This window comes from Mesorhizobium sp. B2-3-10, from assembly GCF_006442275.1.
GTDB classification, from domain to species: domain Bacteria; phylum Pseudomonadota; class Alphaproteobacteria; order Rhizobiales; family Rhizobiaceae; genus Mesorhizobium; species Mesorhizobium australicum.
In genome coordinates this window covers 1-22,613 of the sequence record NZ_VFVT01000003.1, presented here as the reverse complement: position 1 = coordinate 22,613, position 22,613 = coordinate 1, and the positions used below count along the sequence as shown (strand labels likewise).

At 64.3% G+C, this 22,613-nt stretch carries 23 protein-coding genes and 3 pseudogenes; 19 read left to right on the top strand and 7 right to left on the bottom strand.

Annotated features, from left to right (window positions below):
• Complete coding sequence (gene phnF, locus FJ943_RS09750) at positions 1-750, bottom strand: phosphonate metabolism transcriptional regulator PhnF (protein ID WP_140661676.1); 750 nt, start codon at positions 748-750, stop codon at positions 1-3.
• Positions 751-861: 111 nt separating this feature from the next.
• Between phnF and phnG the strand changes: the two genes are divergently transcribed.
• The 12 genes from phnG to phnE (FJ943_RS09690) all read left to right on the top strand — a co-directional run bounded on the left by phnG (position 862) and on the right by phnE (FJ943_RS09690) (position 11,583).
• A complete protein-coding gene (gene phnG, locus FJ943_RS09745; protein ID WP_140721083.1) occupies positions 862-1,323 on the top strand; it encodes a phosphonate C-P lyase system protein PhnG in 462 nt (153 codons plus the stop codon).
• Positions 1,323-1,934 (top strand): phosphonate C-P lyase system protein PhnH, encoded by a 612-nt coding sequence (gene phnH / locus FJ943_RS09740; RefSeq protein WP_140721080.1) that lies wholly within the window; start codon positions 1,323-1,325, stop codon positions 1,932-1,934. Before phnG ends, phnH begins: the two co-directional genes overlap by 1 nt.
• 1 nt (position 1,935) lies before the next feature.
• Positions 1,936-3,048: a carbon-phosphorus lyase complex subunit PhnI gene (locus FJ943_RS09735; protein ID WP_140618940.1), complete on the top strand. Its 1,113-nt coding sequence runs from the start codon at positions 1,936-1,938 to the stop codon at positions 3,046-3,048.
• Positions 3,045-3,956: an alpha-D-ribose 1-methylphosphonate 5-phosphate C-P-lyase PhnJ gene (locus tag FJ943_RS09730; RefSeq protein ID WP_015315655.1), complete on the top strand. Its 912-nt coding sequence runs from the start codon at positions 3,045-3,047 to the stop codon at positions 3,954-3,956. Before FJ943_RS09735 ends, FJ943_RS09730 begins: the two co-directional genes overlap by 4 nt.
• Positions 3,953-4,729 (top strand): phosphonate C-P lyase system protein PhnK, encoded by a 777-nt coding sequence (phnK, locus tag FJ943_RS09725; protein ID WP_015315654.1) that lies wholly within the window; start codon positions 3,953-3,955, stop codon positions 4,727-4,729. Before FJ943_RS09730 ends, phnK begins: the two co-directional genes overlap by 4 nt.
• A 319-nt stretch (positions 4,730-5,048) precedes the next feature.
• Positions 5,049-5,756: a phosphonate C-P lyase system protein PhnL gene (gene phnL / locus FJ943_RS09720; RefSeq protein WP_015315653.1), complete on the top strand. Its 708-nt coding sequence runs from the start codon at positions 5,049-5,051 to the stop codon at positions 5,754-5,756.
• On the top strand, positions 5,753-6,391 hold the full coding sequence (locus FJ943_RS09715) for an acetyltransferase (protein WP_140721077.1): 639 nt from the start codon (positions 5,753-5,755) through the stop codon (positions 6,389-6,391). The genes phnL and FJ943_RS09715 overlap by 4 nt, the downstream gene beginning before the upstream one ends.
• 86 nt (positions 6,392-6,477) lie before the next feature.
• Positions 6,478-7,188 (top strand): DUF1868 domain-containing protein, encoded by a 711-nt coding sequence (locus FJ943_RS09710; protein ID WP_140721074.1) that lies wholly within the window; start codon positions 6,478-6,480, stop codon positions 7,186-7,188.
• Between the two features lie 130 nt (positions 7,189-7,318).
• On the top strand, positions 7,319-8,176 hold the full coding sequence (gene phnC / locus FJ943_RS09705) for a phosphonate ABC transporter ATP-binding protein (protein WP_015315650.1): 858 nt from the start codon (positions 7,319-7,321) through the stop codon (positions 8,174-8,176).
• A 111-nt stretch (positions 8,177-8,287) separates the two neighbouring features.
• Entirely contained in the window at positions 8,288-9,196 is a 909-nt protein-coding gene (gene phnD, locus FJ943_RS09700; RefSeq protein ID WP_140721071.1) for a phosphonate ABC transporter substrate-binding protein, read from the top strand.
• A 59-nt stretch (positions 9,197-9,255) separates the two neighbouring features.
• Positions 9,256-10,212, top strand: coding sequence for a phosphonate ABC transporter, permease protein PhnE (phnE, locus tag FJ943_RS09695; RefSeq protein WP_140721068.1), 957 nt, complete (start codon positions 9,256-9,258; stop codon positions 10,210-10,212).
• A 3-nt stretch (positions 10,213-10,215) separates the two neighbouring features.
• The gene (phnE, locus tag FJ943_RS09690; protein WP_140713165.1) at positions 10,216-11,583 is read left to right on the top strand and encodes a phosphonate ABC transporter, permease protein PhnE; all 1,368 of its coding nucleotides are present in this window, start codon (positions 10,216-10,218) and stop codon (positions 11,581-11,583) included.
• 293 nt (positions 11,584-11,876) lie between these two features.
• Here the strand turns inward: phnE (FJ943_RS09690) and FJ943_RS09685 are convergent, their stop codons facing one another.
• The 3 genes from FJ943_RS09685 to FJ943_RS09675 all read right to left on the bottom strand — a co-directional run bounded on the left by FJ943_RS09685 (position 11,877) and on the right by FJ943_RS09675 (position 15,237).
• Positions 11,877-12,728 (bottom strand): sugar phosphate isomerase/epimerase, encoded by an 852-nt coding sequence (locus FJ943_RS09685; protein WP_140721065.1) that lies wholly within the window; start codon positions 12,726-12,728, stop codon positions 11,877-11,879.
• 212 nt (positions 12,729-12,940) lie between these two features.
• Positions 12,941-14,128, bottom strand: coding sequence for a Gfo/Idh/MocA family oxidoreductase (locus FJ943_RS09680; RefSeq protein WP_140721062.1), 1,188 nt, complete (start codon positions 14,126-14,128; stop codon positions 12,941-12,943).
• Positions 14,129-14,181: 53 nt separating this feature from the next.
• Complete coding sequence (locus FJ943_RS09675; RefSeq protein WP_140721060.1) at positions 14,182-15,237, bottom strand: sugar phosphate isomerase/epimerase; 1,056 nt, start codon at positions 15,235-15,237, stop codon at positions 14,182-14,184.
• Between the two features lie 400 nt (positions 15,238-15,637).
• Here FJ943_RS09675 and FJ943_RS09670 point away from each other — a divergent pair, with 400 nt between their 5' ends.
• Genes FJ943_RS09670 through FJ943_RS09650 form a run of 5 tightly spaced genes read left to right on the top strand, consistent with a single transcriptional unit; the run spans position 15,638 to position 19,902 of the window.
• Positions 15,638-16,525, top strand: a complete 888-nt coding sequence (locus FJ943_RS09670) for a sugar phosphate isomerase/epimerase (RefSeq protein WP_140721057.1) — start codon at positions 15,638-15,640, stop codon at positions 16,523-16,525.
• Positions 16,526-16,585: 60 nt separating this feature from the next.
• A complete protein-coding gene (locus FJ943_RS09665; protein WP_140721054.1) occupies positions 16,586-17,755 on the top strand; it encodes a mandelate racemase/muconate lactonizing enzyme family protein in 1,170 nt (389 codons plus the stop codon).
• 2 nt (positions 17,756-17,757) lie between these two features.
• Positions 17,758-18,477: a FadR/GntR family transcriptional regulator gene (locus FJ943_RS09660; protein WP_015315641.1), complete on the top strand. Its 720-nt coding sequence runs from the start codon at positions 17,758-17,760 to the stop codon at positions 18,475-18,477.
• Between the two features lie 14 nt (positions 18,478-18,491).
• Positions 18,492-19,472 (top strand): hydroxyacid dehydrogenase, encoded by a 981-nt coding sequence (locus FJ943_RS09655; protein ID WP_041163666.1) that lies wholly within the window; start codon positions 18,492-18,494, stop codon positions 19,470-19,472.
• A 40-nt stretch (positions 19,473-19,512) separates the two neighbouring features.
• Positions 19,513-19,902 (top strand): hypothetical protein, encoded by a 390-nt coding sequence (locus FJ943_RS09650; protein ID WP_140721051.1) that lies wholly within the window; start codon positions 19,513-19,515, stop codon positions 19,900-19,902.
• A gap of 15 nt (positions 19,903-19,917) precedes the next feature.
• Here the strand turns inward: FJ943_RS09650 and FJ943_RS09645 are convergent, their stop codons facing one another.
• Positions 19,918-21,222: an amidase gene (locus FJ943_RS09645; RefSeq protein WP_140721048.1), complete on the bottom strand. Its 1,305-nt coding sequence runs from the start codon at positions 21,220-21,222 to the stop codon at positions 19,918-19,920.
• 115 nt (positions 21,223-21,337) lie between these two features.
• On the opposite strand from FJ943_RS09645, the gene FJ943_RS09640 reads away from it, so the two are divergent.
• Complete coding sequence (locus FJ943_RS09640; protein WP_140721045.1) at positions 21,338-21,685, top strand: GFA family protein; 348 nt, start codon at positions 21,338-21,340, stop codon at positions 21,683-21,685.
• 38 nt (positions 21,686-21,723) lie between these two features.
• Here the strand turns inward: FJ943_RS09640 and FJ943_RS09635 are convergent.
• Positions 21,724-21,951: pseudogene (locus FJ943_RS09635) on the bottom strand (MFS transporter); the annotation flags it as partial.
• Here FJ943_RS09635 and FJ943_RS09630 point away from each other — a divergent pair.
• Positions 21,948-22,247 (top strand): annotated as a pseudogene (locus FJ943_RS09630) (DUF4437 domain-containing protein); the annotation flags it as partial. The pseudogenes FJ943_RS09635 and FJ943_RS09630 overlap by 4 nt on opposite strands.
• Positions 22,248-22,254: 7 nt before the next feature.
• On the opposite strand, the pseudogene FJ943_RS09625 reads toward FJ943_RS09630, so the two are convergent.
• Positions 22,255-22,521: pseudogene (locus FJ943_RS09625) on the bottom strand (TOBE domain-containing protein); the annotation flags it as partial.
• Between the last annotated feature and the right edge of the window lie 92 nt (positions 22,522-22,613).

Genomic DNA, 22,613 nt, shown 5'->3' with positions numbered 1-22,613 from the left:
CTACAGCGCCGACAGCTTCAACTCCACCCGCTCGGCCGGAAAACGCGACTCCGAAAACTGGATCGGCTGGCCGTCGGGTGTGACGTTGACCGCAACCGTGACCAGCACGATGGCGCCCGGCTGCAGATCGAGATCGGCGAGATCGGCGGCGTCGGCATGGCGCGCCGAGAGCACGGTCGATTGCCTGAGATAATCGTCGATACCGAAACGTGCGAGCGAGGCGGTGATAGAACCGGTTTGCGCCATCGCCTTGTCGATGCCGGCAAAGCGCCGGGCATCGAACCATCCAGCGGCGCGCGACACTGGCCGTCCGTCAGCCTCGCCGCGTGTCTCCAACCGGATCACCTCGGCACCCCTGGCAAGGCCAAGGCCTTCGGCCACGCGCTGGCTGGCGGGCTCGACCGACGAAGCGAGCAGCACGATGTGCCGTTCCGACGTCTGCCCCTGCAGGCCAGTCGAAAAGCGTGTCCGCGCGCCAATCGGATAGGACAGCCGCTTGCGTGACAGGACGAAGGTGCCACGCCCCTGTTCGGCCCGCAGCACGCCCTCCTGCACGAGGGCCGATATGGCGCTGCGTACGGTGTGACGGTTGACGCCGTAGCGCTCGGCCAGCGCGACTTCGGGCGGCAGCGCGGCGTTTTCGGCGAAATCGCCGGCGGCGATCGATTGCAGGATCCTGTCGGCGATCTGGCGCCACAGTGAGACGCCGCTGCGCCGCTCGATGCTGTCGGCCACATCATGCCCGATCATGTTTTGCCCCCCGGCCTGTCACGCACCCGTCATGGACTCGCGTTAGGTAATATGTATAATTTGTATAGTTGTCTATATCAATAGACAAATTTAGCTGAGAGGAAGTTGGCGATGCGAGGACAGGAAGGCCGCGACCAGGCCGAGCGCAAGGCCGCCATGGCGACGCTGGCGCAATCGAGCGGCGACGACATCGTCCGGCTCTGGAACGAGTCCGGCCTGCCTTCGCAAGCCGAACTTCTGCGCGGTCCCGAGACGGGCCTGGTCACGCTTCGTGGCCGCATCGGCGGCGGCGGCGCGCCCTTCAATGTCGGCGAGGCGACCGTCACGCGTGCCACTGTCCGGCTGCCATCCGGGCAGGTCGGCCATTGTTACGCGCTTGGCCGCGACAAGCAGAAGGCGAAGCTGGGAGCAATAGCCGATGCGCTCTGGCAGGACCCTGCCCGCCGCACCGAGGTCGAGACCATGCTCATTACGCCTTTACGCTCGGCTCTCACCGCTGCCCAGGAAAAACGCCGCGCCGAGACGGCGGCGACGAAGGTGGATTTCTTCACCATGGTTCGCGGAGAAGATTGATGGATATCGCTGCGCAATCGATCGAGGGCGGTTTCGCCGATCCGGTCTTCAACGCTCAGACCGTGTTTCGGGCCGTCATGGATGCCATGGCGCGGCCGGGCAGTGTCCACCCCTTGCCACCCCTGGCCCGCCCGCCGGCTCCGCTCTCGGCGACGTCGGGCGCCGTAGCACTGGCGCTATGCGACAACGACACGCCGCTCTGGCTCGACCCTGCCCTGCATGCCTCCGCCGCGATCGGGTCCTGGCTTGGGTTCCATACGGGCGCGCCGCTGGCCAACACGCCGGCCGACGCGCATTTCGCGTTTGTTGCCACGCCGGCCGAGATGATGGCGCTCGACGGTTTTTCACAGGGCACGCAGGATTATCCCGACCGATCGACGACGCTGATCCTGCAGGTCGGCGATCTCACTTCAGGGACCCCGCTCTTGCTGGAAGGCCCGGGCATTGAAACCAGCGCCACGATCGCGCCGGCACAGATGCCGCGCCATTTCGTCGAGCAGTGGAAGCAGAATATCAGGCGCTTTCCGCGCGGCGTCGACATCATCCTCGCCACATCGGACGGCATAGCCTGCCTGCCGCGCACGACGCGCATCAAGACGATGGAGGTGTAAGATGTATGTCGCGGTAAAAGGCGGCGAGGCCGCCATTGCCAACGCCCACAGCCTGCTCGCCGATCGCCGGCGCGGCGACCGCTCGGTGCCCGCACTTCGCCTCGACCAGATCGTCGAACAGCTGGCGCTCGGCGTCGACAGGGTGATGAGCGAAGGCTCGCTCTATGACCGTGAACTGGCCGCACTCGCCATCGTCCAGGCACGCGGCGACATGATCGAGGCGATCTTCCTGGTGCGCGCCTACCGCACAACGCTGCCGCGCTTCGGCTACAGCAAGCCGATCGACACCGGCGCCATGCTGGTCGAACGGCGCGTCTCGGCGACCTACAAGGATCTGCCAGGCGGCCAGTTGCTCGGTCCGACCTTCGACTACACGCATCGGTTGCTCGACCCTGAACTTGCCGCTGGCGCCGATGTCGCCGAGCCCTTGCAGCGCGAGACGGAAGCGCAGGCAATGCCGCGCGTCTCGGCGATCCTCGCCCGTGAAGGCCTGATCGAGCCCGATGGCCAGATGCCGCAGGACCATGTGCCCGGCGACATCACCCGCGAGCCGCTGGAATTCCCGATGGCGCGCGACATCCGCCTGCAGGCACTGTCGCGCGGCGATGAAGGTTTTCTGCTGGCGCTCGGCTATTCCACCCAGCGCGGCTATGCCCGCAACCATCCCTTTGTCGGCGAAATCCGCATCGGCGAGGTCGAGCTGGAACTCGACGTTCCCGAACTGCCCTTCGCCGTGCCGCTCGGCACGGTGCGCGTCACCGAATGCCAGATGGTCAATCAGTTCAAGGGCTCGGCCAAGGCGCCGCCGCAATTCACCCGCGGCTACGGCCTCGTCTTCGGCCAGAGCGAACGCAAGGCGATGGCCATGGCGCTCTGCGACCGGGCCCTGCGCGCCGCGGAGCTCGGCGAGGATATCGTCGCCGCCGCCCAGGACGAGGAGTTCGTCATCTCGCACTCCGACAATGTCCAGGCGACCGGCTTCGTCGAGCACCTGAAGCTGCCGCACTACGTCGACTTCCAGGCCGAACTCGATCTCGTACGTCGCATGCGCGCCGAGTACGAAGCACGCGAAAATCCAGCGAAGGCGGAAGAAAAAAAGGAGGCAGCGGAATGACTGCGCAACCGACAGACATCGCCACCTACAACTTCGCCTATCTCGACGAGCAGACTAAGCGGATGATACGCCGCGCGATCCTCAAGGGCATCGCCATTCCGGGCTACCAGGTGCCGTTCGCCTCGCGCGAAATGCCGATGCCCTATGGCTGGGGCACTGGCGGCGTGCAGGTCACCGCGTCGATTATTGGCCCCGACGATGTGCTCAAGGTCATCGACCAGGGCGCCGACGACACCACCAATGCCGTGTCGATCCGCGCCTTCTTCAAGAAAGTCGCTAACGTCGCGGTCACCACCGATACCGCCACCGCCACCATCATCCAGACCCGTCACCGCATCCCCGAACATCCACTCACGGCGGGCCAGGTGCTGGTCTACCAGGTGCCCATCCCCGAACCGCTGCGCTTCCTCGAGCCGCGCGAGACCGAAACGCGGAAAATGCATGCGCTGGAAGAATACGGCCTCATGCATGTGAAGCTCTATGAGGACATCGCCAAGCACGGCCGCATCGCCACCACCTATGCCTATCCGGTCAAGATCGAGGGCCGCTATGTGATGGACCCGTCGCCGACGCCAAAATTCGACAATCCCAAGATGCACCGCTCGCCGGCCCTGCAGCTGTTCGGCGCCGGCCGCGAAAAGCGCATCTACGCCGTGCCGCCCTTCACCGATGTGGTGAGCCTCGACTTCGAGGATCATCCGTTCGAGGTGCAGACTTTCGATCAGCCCTGTGCGCTGTGCGCGGCCGAGAATGTCTATCTCGACGAGGTCATCCTCGACGACCATGGCGGCCACATGTTCGTCTGCTCCGACACCGATTATTGCGAGAAGCGGCGCGCCGACGGCCATCGCGGCCACCTTGCCCCCGAAACCGATCTTGCAGCAGGAAACATGGAGCCGGCGCAATGACCGACGAACCGCTGCTGCGCGTCTCGGCGCTCTCCAAGTTCTATGGCTCGCGGGTCGGCTGCGACAATGTCTCCTTCGACCTGTGGCCGGGCGAGGTTCTGGCTGTCGTCGGCGAGTCCGGCTCCGGCAAGACGACGCTGCTCAACTGCCTGTCGACGCGGCTGCTGCCTTCCTCCGGCACAGCCAGCTACCGCATGCGCGACGGCCAGTTCCGCGAGCTCTACCGCATGAGCGAGGCCGAGCGCCGCTTCCTGATGCGCACCGACTGGGGCTTTGTCCATCAGAACCCAGCCGACGGCCTGCGCATGACGGTCTCGGCCGGCGCCAATGTCGGCGAACGGCTGATGGCGGTCGGCGACCGCCACTACGGCAAGATCCGCGCTACCGCGGTCGACTGGCTGTCGCGCGTCGAGATCGAGGAAGACCGCATCGACGACGAACCGCGCGCCTTTTCCGGCGGCATGCGTCAGCGGCTGCAGATCGCCCGCAATCTCGTCACCGGGCCACGGCTGGTGTTCATGGATGAGCCGACCGGCGGCCTGGATGTCTCGGTGCAGGCCCGCCTGCTTGATCTCTTGCGCGGCTTGGTCACGGACCTCGGCCTTGCCGCGATCGTCGTCACCCACGACCTCGCCGTGGCGCGGCTGCTGTCGCAGCGCATGATGGTGATGAAGGACGGCCGCGTCGTCGAAAGCGGCCTCACCGACCGCGTCCTCGACGACCCGCGCGCGCCCTACACGCAATTGCTCGTTTCCTCGATTTTGCAGGTGTGATGATGGCGCCAGGCCACCACCCGCTGCCAAGCGAATTTTTCAACGTTGGCGATTGGCGAAACCGCCCGACACAGCCCCTTCTCCCCGTCACTATACGGGGAGAAGTGCCCGGCAGGGCGATGAGGGGCGGCGCTGACGTGGCGGGAACGTGCGTTGCGGACGCATCTGTCGTCCCGGCACCTTCGCCCTGCGCAAAGCAACTGCTCAGCCGGACCTCGGCGCTGCCCCTCATTGTCCTGCCGGACATTTCTCCCCGTATAGTGGCGGGGAGAAAGAGCCGTATCCTCCCGCCGACCGACGACAATCGGAGAACCTTCTGATGCCGACCCCACTCGTTGTTTCCGACGTTGCCAAAAGCTTCACCATGCATCTGCGCGACGGCATCAAACTCCCTGTCGTCGCGGGTGTCTCGTTCTCGATCAAGGCGGGCGAATGCACCGTGCTCGGTGGTCCGTCCGGCGCCGGCAAGAGTTCGATCCTGAAGATGCTCTACGGCAACTACGCCGTCGACGAAGGCCAGATCATCGTCAGGCACGAGGACGGACTGATCGACCTCGCCCATGCCAGCCCGCGCACCGTGCTTGCCGTACGCCGGCAAACGATCGGCTATGTCAGCCAGTTCCTGCGCACCGTGCCGCGCGTCTCGGCTCTCGACGTCGTCGCTGAGCCACTGGTTGAACGCGGTGAGGAGCGCGAGGCAGCCCGAGCCAAGGCACGCGCGTTGCTGGCCCAGCTCAACCTGCCGGAAAAACTCTGGATGCTGCCACCGGCAACCTTCTCGGGCGGCGAGCAGCAGCGTGTCAACATCGCGCGAGGCTTCATCACCGAGCACCCCATCCTGCTGCTCGACGAGCCGACCGCATCGCTCGACGCGACGAACCGCGACGTGGTGATCGAACTCATCGCCGCCAAAAAGGCGGCGGGCGTCGCCCTGCTCGGCATCTTCCACGATCACGATGTGCGCGAGGCGGTGGCCGACCGCATCATCGACGTCACCGCCTTCGCTCCGGGAAAAATCGCCGCATGACCAGGAAGCTATCGGAGACGCCGCTGGTCCACCCGACGGCGGAGGTGCACAACTCGACACTCGGCCGCTGGACCGAGATCGCCGACCGCAGCCGGGTTTCGGAAAGCGAGCTCGGCGACTATTCCTACATGATGCAGGACTGCGCGGTCTGGTGCGCGACGATCGGCAAATTTGCCAACATCGCCGCCAGCGTGCGCCTCAACGCCACCAACCACCCGACCTGGCGGCCGACGCTGCACCACTTCACCTACCGCGCCTCCGACTATTGGGACGACGCCGAGCATGAGAGCGAATTCTTCGCCGAGCGCCGCGCCAAGCGCGTCATCATCGGCCACGACACCTGGCTCGGCCACGGCTCGACCGTCCTGCCCGGCGTCACCGTCAGCGACGGCGCCGCCGTTGGCGCCGGCGCGGTCGTCTCGAAGGACGTCGCGCCCTACACGATCGTCGCCGGCGTACCGGCAAAACCGATCCGCGAGCGCTTCGACCGCCGCACCGCCGAGCGCTACCAGGCGCTTGCCTGGTGGGATTGGGATCACGCGAGGCTGCGCGCCGCGCTCGATGATTTTCGGGAGCTGACGGCCGAAGCGTTTTTGGAGAAACACGAAGAACGGGCATCGGGCAAAGAGGCATAGCCCTCACATCATCGTCATATCACCGGCTTGTTCATACCCTTGACACAGGACTCGGACAGGACGCGATCTCCTTGAAGGAGATCGCCATGCTCGACACTGTCAGACCCTCGCTCGCCGGATTCTTTGCCGGCTCCGATCCGGCGTCGCCGGCGCATCTCGGCACGCGCTACGACGCGTCAGGCAACTTCCTCCTCGAGCCGGGCAACACCGTCGTCAGCCATCTGGTCAGCGGCTCGCCTTCGGAAGCGGTGGTGTTGGCCGTCCGCGAGAAGATGCTGGCAATGCCTGATGCCGACCGCCTCGCCTTCACGCCGGTTTCCAGCCTGCACATGACCCTTTTCCAGGGCATAATCGAATATCGCCGTCGCCTGCCCTTCTGGCCGCGGGACGTGCCGCTCGACACCAGCATCGACGCCATGACCCGCCTCTATCTGGAGCGCCTGAAGGGGTTCCAGGGCTTCGGCCCTTTCAACATCAAGGTGGCCGAGGTCCTGCCGACCGGCCTCACCGTTGCCGGCGCGACCGACGAGGATGCGCGCATCATGCGTGCATGGCGCGATGCGCTCGCGGTGCCGTTCGGCTACCGGCATCCCGATCACGACACCTACGTCTTCCACATCACCTTCGCCTATCAGATCCAGCGCTTTGATGATGATAGGGCCGCCGCGTGGCAGGCGCTGTTTGACGATTGCCTGGCGCTTTTCGCGCGCCAGGCGCCGGTGATCGAGATCAAGGCTCCCGCCTTCTGCGCATTCCGCGATATGAAGCATTTCGAGGAATTGCTGGTGCTCGGCTGATCGCCCGCAAGGCGCCAGTCGCCGCGCCTGTGGAGCGTAACAAAACTGACATCATCGCGACACGGCAGGTTCATGTGGTTGCGTTAGGCGAGTGCCTGACGATCAATATGGACCGGACTGGAACCAGCCCATGTCAGCAAACTCTGCCACGCTCGAAATCCGCGGCGTCAGCCGACGATTTGGCAAGAACACCGCCGTCAGCGACGTCAACATCTCGATCCCGCAAGGGCAGATGGTCGGCGTCATCGGTCGTTCGGGCGCCGGCAAATCCACTCTTCTTCGCATGATCAACCGTCTTGTCGACCCCAGCCAGGGGTCGATTTTTTTTGACGGCGCCGAGGTCTCCCGGCTGCGCGGCTCGCCGCTGCGGCGCTGGCAGCGCGACTGCGCCATGATCTTCCAGCAGTTCAACCTGGTGCCGCGCCTCGACGTGCTGACCAACGTGCTGCTCGGCAAATTGAACCACCGTTCGACCCTGTCCAATCTTCTGGGCATGTTTTCGCGCGCCGAGTGCGCGGAGGCGGTCGCCGCGCTCGAGCGGCTCGACATCGCCCGCACCGCACTTCAGCCCGCCGGCACGCTGTCGGGCGGCCAGCAGCAGCGCGTCGCCATCGCCCGCGCCATGATGCAGCAGCCCAGGGTGATCCTCGCCGACGAGCCGATCGCCTCGCTCGACCCGCTCAACGCCAAGGTGGTGATGGATTCTCTGCAGGACATCAATCTGCGCGAAGGCATCACCGTTGTCACCAATCTGCATACGCTCGATACCGCCCGCACCTATTGCAACCGCATCATCGGCATGGCCGCCGGCAAGGTCGTCTTCGACGGGCCGCCCGAAGAGCTCGACCGCCAAGCCGTGCGTCTTGTCTATGGCGCCGACAGCAATGGCGGCGAGATATCGGAGGTCATCACCTCCACCAGTGTTGCCTTCAAGCAGAAGATCGCCGCATCCGCCGGACCGCTCGAGCCCGCATTCCCGGGATACTGAGCCCAGTAAGGGCCAATAGCGAGCAGCCTGGATCGTCCGCCCGCGTCAAGGGCACTTGTCAAGATCAAGAACGCTGCCGGCGCGGGGCCGGAACTTACAGGAGAGATATCAATGTTCAGGAAGATGGTTTTCGGTGCCGTTTCGGTGCTCGCCATGGCCACCAGCATGGCCCATGCCGCCGACATGAAGGAATTTCGCGTCGGCATTCTCGGCGGTGAAAACGAAACCGACCGGCTGCGCAACTACCAGTGCCTGGCCGATCACCTGAAGGCAGAGTTTGGCTTCGAGAAGGTTTCGCTGTTCCCCGCCGCTGACTATGACGGCGTCATCCAGGGCCTGCTCGGCGGCACGCTCGACTTCGCCGAACTCGGCGCTTCCGGCTACGCCAGCGTCTATCTCAAGGATCCGAAGGCGGTTACCCCGATCCTCACCACCAAGCAGACCGACGGCTCCACCGGCTACTATTCGATCGGGCTGGCGCTGAAGACGTCGGGGATCACCGACATCAAGTCAGCCAAGGGCAAGAAGCTCGGCTATGCCGATCCGGATTCGACCTCCGGCTACCTGATCCCGCTGACCCAGATTCCAAAGACCACCGGCGCCTCGAACGAGACCTACTTCGCGTCGACCCAGTTCAATGGCGGCCACGAAAACAACGTTCTGGCCGTGCGTGACGGTAAGGTAGATGTCGCAGTCGACGATTCCTCGGGCATCGGCGACTTCAAGAACGGCTACACCTCCGGCACCTTCCACAAGGAAGTCGCCAAGGGCGCCGTCGACCCCAACGACTTCGTCGAAGTCTGGCGCTCGGGCCTGATCCCGAATGGCCCGCTGGTCGTTCGCACCGCGATCGGCGACGACATGACCGCCAAGCTGGCCGCCTTCTTCACCGAGCTGCCCAAGAAGGACAAGGCTTGCTTCGAAGGCGTCGAAGGCGGCGATTTCACCGGCTACGTTCCGGTGAAGCCGGACTTCTACAGCGTCATCGTGGAAGCCCGTAAGGCAGCCATCGGCGGCTAACGGCGAAATTGCAAAAGGGCGGTACCTCATCAAGTACCGCCCTTTTTGCATCTCCGATCATGACCCTTTCCGTGACAGCCCCCTCCGGCGCCACCCACGAGATGGCCGATGCCTGGCGACGCCAGACGTCGCTGCGCAGGTTGTATACCGTGCTCGGCGTCGGCCTGCTGCTTGCTGCGATGCTTTCCAGCATGTGGTTCGCCGACGAAGCCAATGCCGGGCACTTCTTCGACCGGCTGCCGCATATTCTGGATTTCCTGAGCTGGCTGGTCCCCAAGGACTGGAACGACGTCTGGCGGGCGCTGTTCGACATTGCCTCGCCGCATGATACGGGCACCCAGGAATTCAACTTCCCGCTCGGTCGCGTCTACGTCTGGGGCGGTTTCTACATCCCCGAATATTTCGAGCTGATGCTGACCACCGTGAACGTGGCGCTGGTCTCGACCTTCATCGGCTTTGTCTTCGCCGTGCCCTTTTCCTTCATCGCGGCGCGCAACCTGACGCCTCATCCGGCACTGAGGCTGGTGGTCAAGCGCTTCATGGAATTGCTGCGTGCCTTTCCGGAGATCGTCATCGCCGGGCTGTTCGCGGCCATCGTCTCGACCGGTCCGATCGCCGCCATCATCGCCATCGGCCTGCATTCCATCGGCGCACTCGGCAAGCTGTTCTACGAGATCAACGAGAACATCGACATGCGAGCCGAGGAAGGCCTGCGCGCGGTCGGCGCCAACTGGCTCGAGCGGGTTCGCTTTGCCGGCCTGCCGCAGGTGTTGCCCAACTTCATGTCGTACACGCTGCTGCGCGTGGAGATCAACGTCCGCGTCTCGACCATCATCGGCGCCGTTGGCGGCGGCGGCATCGGCGAAGAGCTGAAGCTCTCTATCTCGCGCGGCTTCGGCGCCAAGACGCTGGCACTGGTGCTGCTCCTGTTCACCACCATCTTCATCATCGACCAGTTTTCCGCCTGGCTTCGTCGCAAGCTGGTCGGCGAACAAGCCTTCATGATGGGGGCGTAAATCATGGCGACCATGACCGCTGAGGAGATGCTGTCGATCGAGGCGCGCCACCCGCAGGTGTTCCGGCGCCCGGCATACAAGCGCTTCGGTCCGCTCCTTCTGTTCGTCGGCACTCTCCTCTATCTGATCTATGCCTTGTGGTTCTTCAGCCTGCCGCAGGTGCTGCGGGAATCGCACTGGGAGCGCCTGCCGCTCTTCCTGACACAATGGATCAGCTACGATCTGCAGCCGGAATTCCGTCTCGACCAGCCGGAGATCACGCCCAAATACCCGCGCTTTTCCGCGCTGGGCGACAACCCGAATCCCGACTGGGTGGTCAGGAATCCAGACGGCACCTTCACCGTGCTGATCGACGGGCCGGCAAAATCCGTCACCTTCGACAAGACGCAGGCGACGATCGTCGCCAACGGCCAGACCGTGCCTGTTTCGCTGACCAGCGGCAAGCCGGTGGTCACGGGTGCGGTACCGGACTGGATCACCGCCCATGACGACGAGGTGGTGGCCAAAATGGGCTTCGCTGGCGAGGTGCGCGTCACTGTCGACCGCGTCAAGGTGCGCAAGCGCTTCCTCGGCTGGGCGAACTTCGTCTTCGACACGCGCTCGCCGTTCTTCGGCAAGTCAGCGCGGGAAGTGATCTCGCTGATCATCTCGGGACCAGAGCTGAAACCAGGTACCACCAACCTCGCCCTCGCCGGCGACAACATCTGGAACAACGCCCAGTGGCAGCACGGCGACGTCTGGACGAAGCTGCTGCAGACCATTGTCATGGCCTTCCTTGGCACGCTGCTCGGCGGCATCGTCGCCTTCCCCCTTGCCTTCTTCGCGGCGCGCAACATCACGCCGAACGGCGTGCTCAGCCAGGTGCTCAAGCGCTTCTTCGACTTCATGCGCTCGGTCGACATGCTGATCTGGGCGTTGTTCTTCACCCGCGCCTTCGGCCCCGGCCCGCTGGCGGGAAGTGCAGCGATTTTTTTCACCGAGATCGGCACCCTCGGCAAAGTCTATTCGGAAGGCCTGGAGAACATCGACGACAAGCCGCGCGAAGGCGTGCTCTCGACCGGCGCCAACGGCATCCTGGTGCAGCGCTACGGCGTGATGCCCGAAGTGATCCCGGTCTTCATCAGCCAGACACTCTACCAGTGGGAATCCAACACCCGCGGCGCCACCATCATCGGCGCCGTCGGCGCCGGCGGCATCGGCCTGAAACTGTGGGAAGCGATGCGCACCAATTCCAACTGGGCTAACGTGTTCTACATGGTGCTGCTAATTCTGCTCGTCGTCTTCGTTTTCGACAACATATCCAACTTCCTGCGCCGCCGGCTGAGCCGGACGATCCACGATTACAACAGGATCCAGGCCAGGCAGGGTTAGTGTTGTGACGCAGAAGCGCAAGCATCGTCTCGCCCGGCGCCGAGGGGTCGACCCCCACTCCGTCGAGCTTCGCTCGACACCTCTCCCCCGGTCGACGGGGTAGAGGAAAGGCACCAGACTGTCCGATCCGCGCTTGTCCCCGAAGGCCGAGGCTCTCTTCGTGTCCCGGCCCCACCAGCCCCTTCCTCTCCCTCCGGAGGGGGGAGAGGTGGCTCGGCGAAGCCGAGACGGAGTGGGGGAACCACCTGGCAAGCGACGCGAACACAAATAGAAAATGGACCAGACGTAGGCGCCTAAGCCGCCTTCCTCCACCCGTCCCTGATATGCCTGTACCCATCGCGATAGACGGCTTCCGGCGTCTCGGAAAAATCCCTCCACACCTTGGTCGCCGCCGCCAGATCCTTCAGCGAGCGACCGAACGCTTCGATCGTCAGCCAGTCGTCATAGCCGCTCTTGCGAATGGCGGAAAAAGTTTCCTTCCACGGAATGTTGCCACGCCCCGGCACGCCGCGATCGTTCTCCGATATATGGATATGCACGACATTGCCCCGGTGCTTCGTATAGGCGCCGATCGGGTCGGCTTCCTCGATATTGGCGTGGAACGTGTCGTACATCGCCTTGATGTGCGGCCGGTCGATGGCATCGATATGCTCCGACAGGTCGGCCATGGTGTTGAGGAGGTAGCATTCGAAGCGGTTCAGCGCCTCGAGCCCGACGGTGACGTTGCGCTTTCCGGCATGGTCGCCGATGGCACGCTGCGAGGCGATCGAGCGCTTCTTTTCGGCGGCGGTCGGTCCGGACCCGGAAAATCCGCCGAGCGTCGAATGCAGCGGTCCGCTCAGCGTGCGGGCGCCAAGCGCATCGGCGCAATCGATCGCCCATTTCATGTAGTCGACACCGGCCTTGCGTGTTGCCGCATCGGCCGAAATCAGGTTCATCGCCGGATCGCCCATGGCTGACACAGCGGTCCGCTCCAGCCCGATACGGTCGAGCAATTCGCCCAGCTTCCTGTAGTCGTCCGGCGTGCCGGCGAAGATCGGGATTTCGACACCGTCGAAGCCGGTTGCCTTGATGTCTCGAAGCAGCGGCTCGTGCTTCTTCGATACCGCCGTCGTCCACAAGAACATGCACATGCCGATCTTCATCGACGCCCTCCCTTTGCTGGCGGCCGGCCGATTGCACCGCCGGTGTTCGCCACTCCCCTCATCCGGCCGCTTCGCGGCCACCTTCTCCCTGAGAGGGAGAAGAGATTGCGCCAACGCCTCCTCTCCCCCTCGGGGAGAGGCCGGATTGCCCCGAATTGCTTTCGCAACTCGGTTGGCTATCCGGGTGAGGGGACCTCGTTACTCGGCGCCTCTTAAAGCTTGGTCCAGGCCCCGTTCTTCTTCGACGACTTCACGCAGGCCTCGATGAAGGCCATGCCCTCGACGCCGTCCTGGATGGTCGGGAAGACGACATCCTTTGCCGGCTTTCCACCCTTCTTGCGTGCCGCGCGGATGGCCCGTGCGGCCTCCTGGTAGATGTTGGCGAAGCCTTCGAGGTAACCCTCGGGATGGCCTGACGGAACGCGGCTGACACGGCCCGCCACCGGCAGCGCACCGGCGCCGTTGCGGGTGATCAGCTGTTTCGGCTGGCCGAAGGGCGTGTACCAGAGATAGTTGGGATCGGCCTGCACCCATTCCAGCCCGCCCTTCGAACCGTAGATGCGCAGCTTCAGGCCGTTCTCATGACCGGGCGCCACCTGGCTCGCCCAGATCATGCCCTTGGCCGGATGCGTTTTCCCCGTCGATTTGAAACGCAGCATGACGTTGACATTGTCGTCGAGCAGCCTGCCCGGCACGAAGGCGTCGAGATCGGCCGACAGGGAGTCGAGTTCGAGCCCGGAGACGAAGCGGGCGAGATTGTAGGCATGGGTGCCGATATCGCCGAGCGCGCCGCCGGCGCCCGCCTGCTTGGGGTCTGAACGCCAAGCAGCCTGCTTCTGGCCGGTGGCGGCGAGGTCCTCGGTCAGCCAGTCCTGCGGATATTCCGACTGCACGATGCGGATATCGCCGAGCACACCCTTGGCGACCATTTCGCGCGCCTGCCGCACCATCGGATAGGCGGTGTAGTTGTGGGTGAGCACGAACACCTTGCCGGTCTTTTCGACGATCGCCGCAAGCCTTTTCGCCTCGGCCAGGGTCGTTGCCAGCGGCTTGTCGCAGATCACGTGGATGCCTGCTTCCAGGAAGGCCTTGGCCGCCGGCACATGCACGTTGTTGGGAGTGACGATGGCCACCGCCTCGATGCCATCCGAGCGCTTCGCCTCGGCCTTGGCCATTTCGGCGTAGGACGCATAGCTGCGCGAGGGATCGAGCCCGAGTTCGGCGGCCGAGGCTTTCGCACGCGCCGGATCGGCCGACAGGGCGCCGGCGACCAGCACGAAATCATTGTCCATGCGCGCAGCGATCCGGTGCACCGCGCCGATGAATGCGCCCTGCCCGCCGCCGACCATGCCGTAGCGGATCGGGCCGCCTCCCGTTTCCGACTTCGATGCACCAACCATGTTTTTCTCCCTCGTGTGAGATGTCCCTCCCCCGAGGGAGAGGGAAAGCCGCGTCAAAATCCCATCATGGCGCGCAGCAGCTTCTTGTCCGTGGTGCCGGCGGCGAAATCGTCGAATGCCTTCTCCGTCACCCGGATGATGTGGTGCTGGATGAAGGGCGCCCCTTCGGCCGCACCATCCTCCGGATGCTTCAGGCAGCATTCCCACTCCAGCACCGCCCAGGAATCGTAATTGTACTGCGTCAGTTTGGAGAAGATGCCGCCGAAATCCACTTGCCCGTCGCCGAGCGAACGGAAGCGGCCGGCGCGGTTCGTCCAGCTTTGGTAACCAGAGTACACGCCCTGCCGTCCAGTCGGATTGAATTCGGCGTCCTTGACGTGGAAAGCCTTGATCCGCTCGTGATAGATGTCGATGAATTCGAGATAATCGAGTTGCTGCAGCAGGAAATGCGAAGGGTCGTAATTGATGTTGCAGCGCTTGTGGCCACCGACCGCGTCGAGGAACATCTCGAAGGTCGCCCCGTCGAACACGTCCTCCGAAGGATGGATTTCGTAGCCGACATCGACACCATTGTCTTCATAGGCGTCGAGGATCGGCTTCCAGCGTTTGCCGAGTTCGCCGAAGGCTTCCTCGATCAGTCCGGCGGGGCGCTGCGGAAAGGGATAGAGGTAAGGGAAAGCCAGCGAGCCGGTGAACGACACCGACACATTCAGCCCGAGATTGCGCGATGCCTTGGCACCGAACTTCATCTGTTCGACAGCCCATTCCTGTCTCGCCTTCGGGTTGTTGTGCACCGACGGCGGCGCGAACCCATCCATCTGCGCGTCATAGGCCGGATGCACCGCCACCAATTGCCCCTGCAGATGCGTCGACAGTTCGGTGATCTCGACCCCGGCGTCAGTGCAGATGCCCTTCACCTCATCGCAATAGGCCTTGGAAGACGCCGCCTTCTTGAGGTCGAACAGGCGCGCGTCCCAGGTCGGGATCTGCACGCCCTTGTAGCCGAGGCCGGCGGCCCATTTGGTGATCGACGTCAGCGAATTGAACGGTGCGGCATCACCCGCGAACTGCGCCAGAAACAGTCCAGGGCCCTTCATTGTCGTCGGCATCGGCATCCTCCTCGTTTGTCACGACCAAGCATAGCGCCTGATGAAAGCAGGGCCAGTCACTTTGGTCTTTATCGCGTCGGACGCTCTGCCGACACCGCCATTCTGGTATGACCAAATAAGGCAATCTGGTCAAGCCTTGGAATGCGCCGAAAAGGCACTCCGAAAGCCCAAAATAACGGCACATATTGCAATGTAATCAACAAACTAATTCACCCTGAAAGTTGCGTCGCCACAGTTGTTGCCGTCTCAAGGAATTTGCTGTAGACCTCATTTCAGACCCAATTGGTCTAACCAGTTTGCAGTAAAAGGCTGGGGATGCCTTGGGGAGGAACCCTTGCGTCGTCTTCCGGCGATGCATGTCGCAGGCAAACCATACGGACGAATCTGGGAAGGACAGACCATGCATCTTTCGACGCACAACTGGATGCGCGCGGAACCGCTTGAGACGACGCTGAAGCGCATCAAGAAATTCGGCTATGAGTCGATCGAGATTTCCGGCGAGCCCGCGCAGTACAAGACCAAGGAGACACGGGCGCTGCTGAAGGAGCATGGCATCCGCTGCTGGGGCGCGGTGACCTTGATGCTGGGTGAACGCAACCTCGCCGCCAGGGACCAGGGCCAGCGCGAGCGCTCCGTGCAATACGTCAAGGACGTGCTGACGATGGTCGGCGAACTCGATGGCGAGATCATCACGCTGGTTCCGGCAACCGTCGGCAAGGTGGTCCCGGACGGTACCGAGGAAGAGGAATGGAAGTGGGTGGTCGACGCGACCCGCGAATGTTTCACCCACGCTAAGACGGTCGGGGTCAAGATCGCCGTCGAACCGCTCAACCGCTTCGAAACCTATCTGTTCAACCGCGGCGCCCAGGCGCTGGCGCTGGCTGACGCGGTCAGCCCCGAATGCGGCGTCTGCCTCGACGCCTACCACATCCACATGGAGGAATTTAACGTGCATGACGCTATCCGCCAGGTCGGAAAGCGCCTGTTCGACTTCCATGTCGCCGACAACAACCGCTTTGCCGCCGGCCTCGGCCAGATCGACTGGCCAAGGATCGTCGCCACCTTGAAGGAAGTCGGCTACGACGGCGCACTGACCAACGAGTTCGTCGCCCCGGTCGACCGCACGCCGGCAGCACCCTATCCCGACATGGTCGAGCGCCATCCGGTCGATATCTCGCCCGAGCAGCTGAAGTTCATCCAGGACCATGGCTCCAGCGTGCTGACCGAGAAATTCTACACCGACCAGATGCGCATCACCGCCGAAACACTGCTGCCGCTGATCAAATAGTCGACTGCCGCTGGGAAATTTGTCCTTCCGCCCCGACCGGCGGCAGGGCTGGGGAAAAATATGCGCATCAAGACAGTCCAGGCCTGGTGGGTCCGCGTGCCGATCGAAGCCGCGAAGCAGCATCGCAGCGACTTCGGCCAGGTGACGACCTTCGACGCCGCCATCCTGCGCGTCGAAACCGATGACGGGCTGGTCGGCTGGGGCGAAGGCAAGAACGCGGCCGGCAGTGCCGGCAGCTACGGCGCACTCGTTCACATGCTGAATCACGAGGTCGGGCCGCAGTTGATCGGCCGCGATCCGGCCGACATCGGAGTCATCTGGGAGATGCTCTACAACGGCGTGCGCCATGAGAGCGCCGCCCGCGCCGGCCACGCCATGCCACAACTGGCGCGGCGTGGCATGAGCGTCGCCGCCATCAGCGCGGTCGACATCGCGCTCTGGGACATACTGGGCAAGTCGCTGGGCCAGCCGGTCTGGCGGCTCCTCGGCGGCCGCAAGGTCGATCGCATGCAGGCCTATGCCTCGGGCGGCTGGGCCTCCGCCGATGCCATCGGCGAGCAATTGAAATCCTATATCGCCAAAGGCGGCTTCAAGGCGTTGAAGATGCGGGTCGGCGCCATGGACGGCGCGGCACATGTTTCCGCCGCCCGCGTGCGCGCCGCGCGCCAGGCCCTCGGCCCCGACATCGAGCTGATGGTCGACGCCCATGGCACCTATACGGTAGCGGAAGCCAAACGCTTCATCCATCTCGTCAACGACCTCGATCTCGCCTGGTTCGAGGAGCCTGTTATCGCCGACGATAAGCTAGGCATGGCCGAAGTGCGCGCCTCCGGCGCCGTTCCGATCGCCACCGGCGAAAGCGAGGCGACACGCTATGCCTTCCGCGATCTCGCCGTTCTCAAGGCCGCCGACATCTTCCAGCCCGATCCTGCCTTCTGTGGCGGTATCAGCGAGGCGATGAAGATCGGCACCATCGCCAGCGCCTTCAATTTGCGCTTTGCGCCGCATCTGTGGGCCGGCGCGCCCTGCTTCTTCGCCGGGCTGCATGTCTGCGCCGCGTCGCCTTCGAGTTTCACCGTCGAGTATTCGCTCGGCGCCAACCCGATGATCCACGATCTGGTCGAAGAGACTGTCGAAGCCCAGGACGGTATGATAGCGATCCCGGAAAAGCCCGGACTGGGATTCACCGTTTCGGAGCGATTCCTGGAGGCGCACGCGCAACGCAATTGACGATGAAAGAAAAGAACCTTCTCGCGGAACTCGCCGCCTATCTGTTCTCCCACTCGGACAAGGAGAGCGGCCGCACGCCGTCGGAACGCGAGCTGGCCGAGCATTTCGGCGTCAGCCGTGGCCAGATCCGCGAAGCGCTCGCCATCCTCGAGGCCATGCGCATCGTCGAGCGCCGCGCCAAGTCCGGCATCTACATCGACACCAAGCAGGCCAGCGTCGAGGCGCTGGCGCTGTTCGCACGTGCCGGCCTGCCGCTCGATCCCTTGCAGATCTATGAAACGGTCGAGTTGCGCAAGATCCATGAGATCAAGGCCGCCGAGCTTGCCTGCTCGCGCGCCACCGAGGAGAATTTCGAGCGCCTGCGCGAAATCCTCAAAGCCTCGGAAGACCGCATCGCCGCTGGCGAAGGTCTGGCCAAGGAAGACCGCGAGTTTCACCTCGAGATCGTGCGCGCCACCAAGAACAGCGTCTTCCACAACATCTGCAGCGTCTACTATCTGATGGGCGAGCAGCGCCTGCCGATCTATTTCAACGATCCTGAACGCAGCGTGCGCTCGCATGCCGAGCACGTGCAGATCTACGAGGCGCTGCTGCGCCGCGACGGCAATCTCGCCCAGGCGCTCATGAGCGCCCATCTGCAGGGCGCGGAAAGCTACTGGAAGGGCCTGATCGAGGGCGGCATGGCGGCTTCGCCCGCGGGCGCGGCACTCGAAAAGGCCTGACCGTGACCCAGACCGTGCCAAAGATCCTGTCGACGCATCCGCTGCACCCGCGCGCCACGGCCAAGCTGGCCGGCGCCGGCCAGCTGGTCATCGCTTCGGCGCTCGACCCCGGCACATTGGCGGGGGAGGCCAAGGATGCCGACATCGTCATCGTGCGGGCGCCGCTGCCGCCGGCGCTGTTCGAGGGTGCATGGAAGCTGAGGGCCGCGATCCGCCATGGCGCCGGTCTCGACATGATCCCGATGGAAGCGGCCGCGGCGGCCGGCGTGCTCGTGGCCAACGTGCCGGCGGCCAATGCCCGCTCGGTGGCCGAGCATGTCATGTTCACCGCGCTTGCACTGCTGCGGCAGTTCCGCCGGGTCGACCGCGACCTGCGCGCCAAGGGCTGGCTGGCCGGACGCGAGCACGCCAATGCCAACATCGAACTCGCCGGCAAGACCATCGGCATTGTTGGTCTCGGCGCCGTCGGGCAGGCGGTCGGCCACATCGCCGCACACGGCTTCGATCTCAAAGTGGTGGCAACGACACGCAGTATGCAGCCGGCGCCGGAAAAGGTCGGCTTCCTGTCGATCGACGCGCTGGTCGAGCAGAGCGACATCATCGTGCTCTGCTGTCCGCTGACGCCGGAAACGCGCGGCCTGATCAGCCGCGAACGCATCGCCCGCATGAAACCCAACGCACTGCTGATCAACGTGTCGCGCGGGCCGGTCGTCGATGACGACGCGCTGATCGAGGCCTTGCGGGGGCGTCGCATCGGCGGCGCCGCGCTCGACGTTTTCTCGACGCAGCCGCTGCCGCCAAACCATCCCTATTTCGGCTTCGACAACGTCATCGTCACCCCGCATATGGCGGGGATTACCGAGGAATCGATGATGCGCATGGGCGTCGGCGCGGCCGGCGAAGCCTTGCTGGTGCTGGCGGGCAAACTGCCGGTCAATCTGCGCAATCCAGAAGTGGTCGATCACTACCGGCGTCGCTTTCCGGCGCAGATATAGCATCGCGGTTTCGCCCCAATTCTCCGCGACGTTGCGAGCCATGTCCGGTCTTCGCCTTGCAGTTCTGATTGTCGCAACCTCGTCCATCTGCACCTTGCCGGCATTCGCAGCGGCCGACAGCAGCTATGTCTATTGCGACAACGGACTACGCTGCTTCAAGGCGCCCTGCCCGTCGAACAGCGCGCTCGACCTTGCCACCGGCACCATCACCAAGGGCGTGTCGATCGACACCAGCGGATTGCCGCAGGCCGACAAGGCGATAACGGCCCAGTCCGACGTGCTTTATAGCGGAAAGATCGTCGTCAGGGGCTCGATCGAGCACCGCATCCAGACCTTCACCGGCAAGGAATACAGCCTGCCCTGGCTGGTCGCGACCCGCATCGTGCGCACCGCCAAGGACGGCGAACGCAAGCACTGTTCATCGCACTGATCCGTCATCCGTGACTCACTGCCGATCAACCCCCAGCAGCCTCTCCACCGAAACGGCGATCCGCAGCAGATGCCGATCATGGCCGTTGCGCGCCACGAGCATCAGCCCTATTGGCAGCGATGGCCCCGGCATCGGCAACGAGATCGCGCAAAGGTCGAACTGGTTGGCGACCTGGGTGTTGCGCAGCAGCAGGCCTTCGATGCGGTCACGCAACTCGGCATCCTCGGCCATGGAAGCGATGGCCGGCGCCGTCACCGGTGTGGCTGGCAACGCCAGCACGTCAACCGATGCCAGCCGCTCATCCATGGCGGCGGCCAGCGCGGCACGGCGGCGGAGCGCCCTGATATAGACCGGCGTCGGCAGCAGCGCCGCCCGCGACAATGGCCCTCTGACATGCGGGTCGACCGGCACGGATGCGCCTGTCGCCAGCCAGTCGGCATGCACTTCCGCGCCCTCCATCGCCGCGATCGATCCGCGCCTGGTGGCCGCGCGTAGATCCGCGATCATGTCGTCGATCGACAGATCCGTAATGTGTGCGCCAGCCTGTTCGATCTTGCCAAGACAATACTCGAAGGCGGATCCAACCTCGCCTTCCGTGTCGCCGAAAAGAACGCCGCGCGGAATGCCGATGCGAAGCCCGGCGAGTGGAATGGCCACCAACTCCTTCGGCGCTTCGCCGGCCATCACCGCGTCGGCGGCGGCGCATATCGAGACGGTTCGGGCAAGCGGTCCGACCGAGTCCAAAGTGCCCGAAAGCGGAAAGGTGCCAGAGAGCGGGACGCGCCGTGCAGTCGGCTTGAAACCGACGACGCCGTTGAGCGCCGCCGGAATGCGGATCGAGCCGCCGGTGTCGGAGCCGATCGAGATGTCGCTCGTCCCCTCGCCCACGGACACGCCGGCGCCCGAGGACGACCCGCCTGGAATGCGGCTGGCATCAACGGCGTTGCCTGGCGTGCCGTAATGCATGTTGTCGCCGATCGCGGTGAAGGCGAACTCGGTCATGTTGGTCTTGCCGATGACGACCGCACCGGCTTGCCGAAGCCGGCTGACGATGGCGGCGTCGCGCTGTGCCGGCGCGGCGGTCTTGCGCATCAGCGACCCGGCCGTGGTCGGCTCGCCGGCGACATCGAACAGGTCCTTTATCGAGACAATGGTGCCGTCGAGCGGGCCGAGTGTCACGCCCACTCTTTTGCGGGCATCGCTGGCGTCAGCCGCGACCCGCGCCGCTTCGGCATAGAGCTTCGTAAAGACCTTCTCGTCCGCCGCACGGTTGGCAAGACGTGACAGGATGATTTCGAGGCGGTCGCGGATTGGTTGCATGTTGGTGTCGGACTCCGCCAGGATGGAACGTCTTTAAGGCAAGCAGCCGTTGGGACTGCAGAAGGGATAACCCGGCCAGCGTGCCTTTGCACCTGCCAGCGACAGGAAGATACTGATGCTGTACAAAGGCAGCTGCCATTGCGGCAAGGTTGCGTTCGAGGTGGAGGGCGAACTTGAGGGCGTCGTGCGCTGCAATTGCTCGATCTGCGCCCGCAAGGGTGCGCTGCTATGGGCCGTGCCACACGACAAGCTTACGCTCGTCGCCTGGGGCGATGACCTCGGCCGCTACACATTCGGCGAAACGAAGATAGCGCACCGCTTCTGCCGAACCTGCGGCATCCATCCTTTTGCCGAGGACACCGGCGAAGGCGGCGAACGCAGCGCCTACATCAACATCAATTGCGTCATCGGTCCCGACCCGTCCACCTTGTCGATCTTCGAGTTCGACGGGCGGGCCGTCTAAGCTTCCCATCATCCCCTATCGGTGGCCGTTGCGAGAGACTATTCGGCCTTTGGGCCGCGCAGGAACACCACGATGGCCGCCAGCAGCGTCGCGGCGCCGCAATAGGCAAACGCGCTGCCGACACCGGCATGGTCGACCAGCAGCCCGCCGAAGACGGCGCCCATCGCAATCGCTCCCTGGAAGGTCGCCACCATCAGGCCACCGGCGCTTTCAGCCTGGTCGGGCGCTGCCCGCACCAGCCAGCTCTGCAGCTCTACCGGCACGCTTGGGACCACTGTGGGGCGAAAGGGCCAAAGGCGCTGCCGGAACCTTGCTGAAAGTCCCCGGCAACTGGCGCGCGCCTGTCCACGCGCACACCGCCGACTATCGCGCCGTGGTCATCCAGGGACTATAGGCGCATTGGCAGATGGAAGGCGGTGAGGCGACCAAGGTCGAACTGCCACCTGGCTCCTACTGGACCCAGAAGGCCAATGAGATGCATGATGACGCCTGCCTCTCGGAGACGGAATGCGTGATCCTGCTGATCAACGACACGCCTTACGAGACCTACCTGCCGAAATAGTCGCGCCCTATGACGCGTGCCGCAGGCTGACACCACTGCCCTTGTCGAACAGCACCACCTTGTCGGGATTCCAGGCAAAGCGCACCGGTTGCTCGATCGCGACATCGGTCCTGGCCGGCACCGTGGCGCGAAGCGTTGTATCGCCGACCCGCAGCGTCAGGATCTTTTCCACGCCATGGTTCTCGACGTCGTGGACACGCGCCTCGACCGGTGCGCCGCTTTCCAGATAGACATCCTCCGGACGGATGCCGAAGACGAGCGGGCGACCGTCGGTCGCCGCACTCGCCCCGGGGGGGGGGGGGGGGGGGGGGGGGGGGGGGGGGGGGGGGGGGGGGGGGGGGGGGGGGGGGGGGGGGGGGGGGGGGG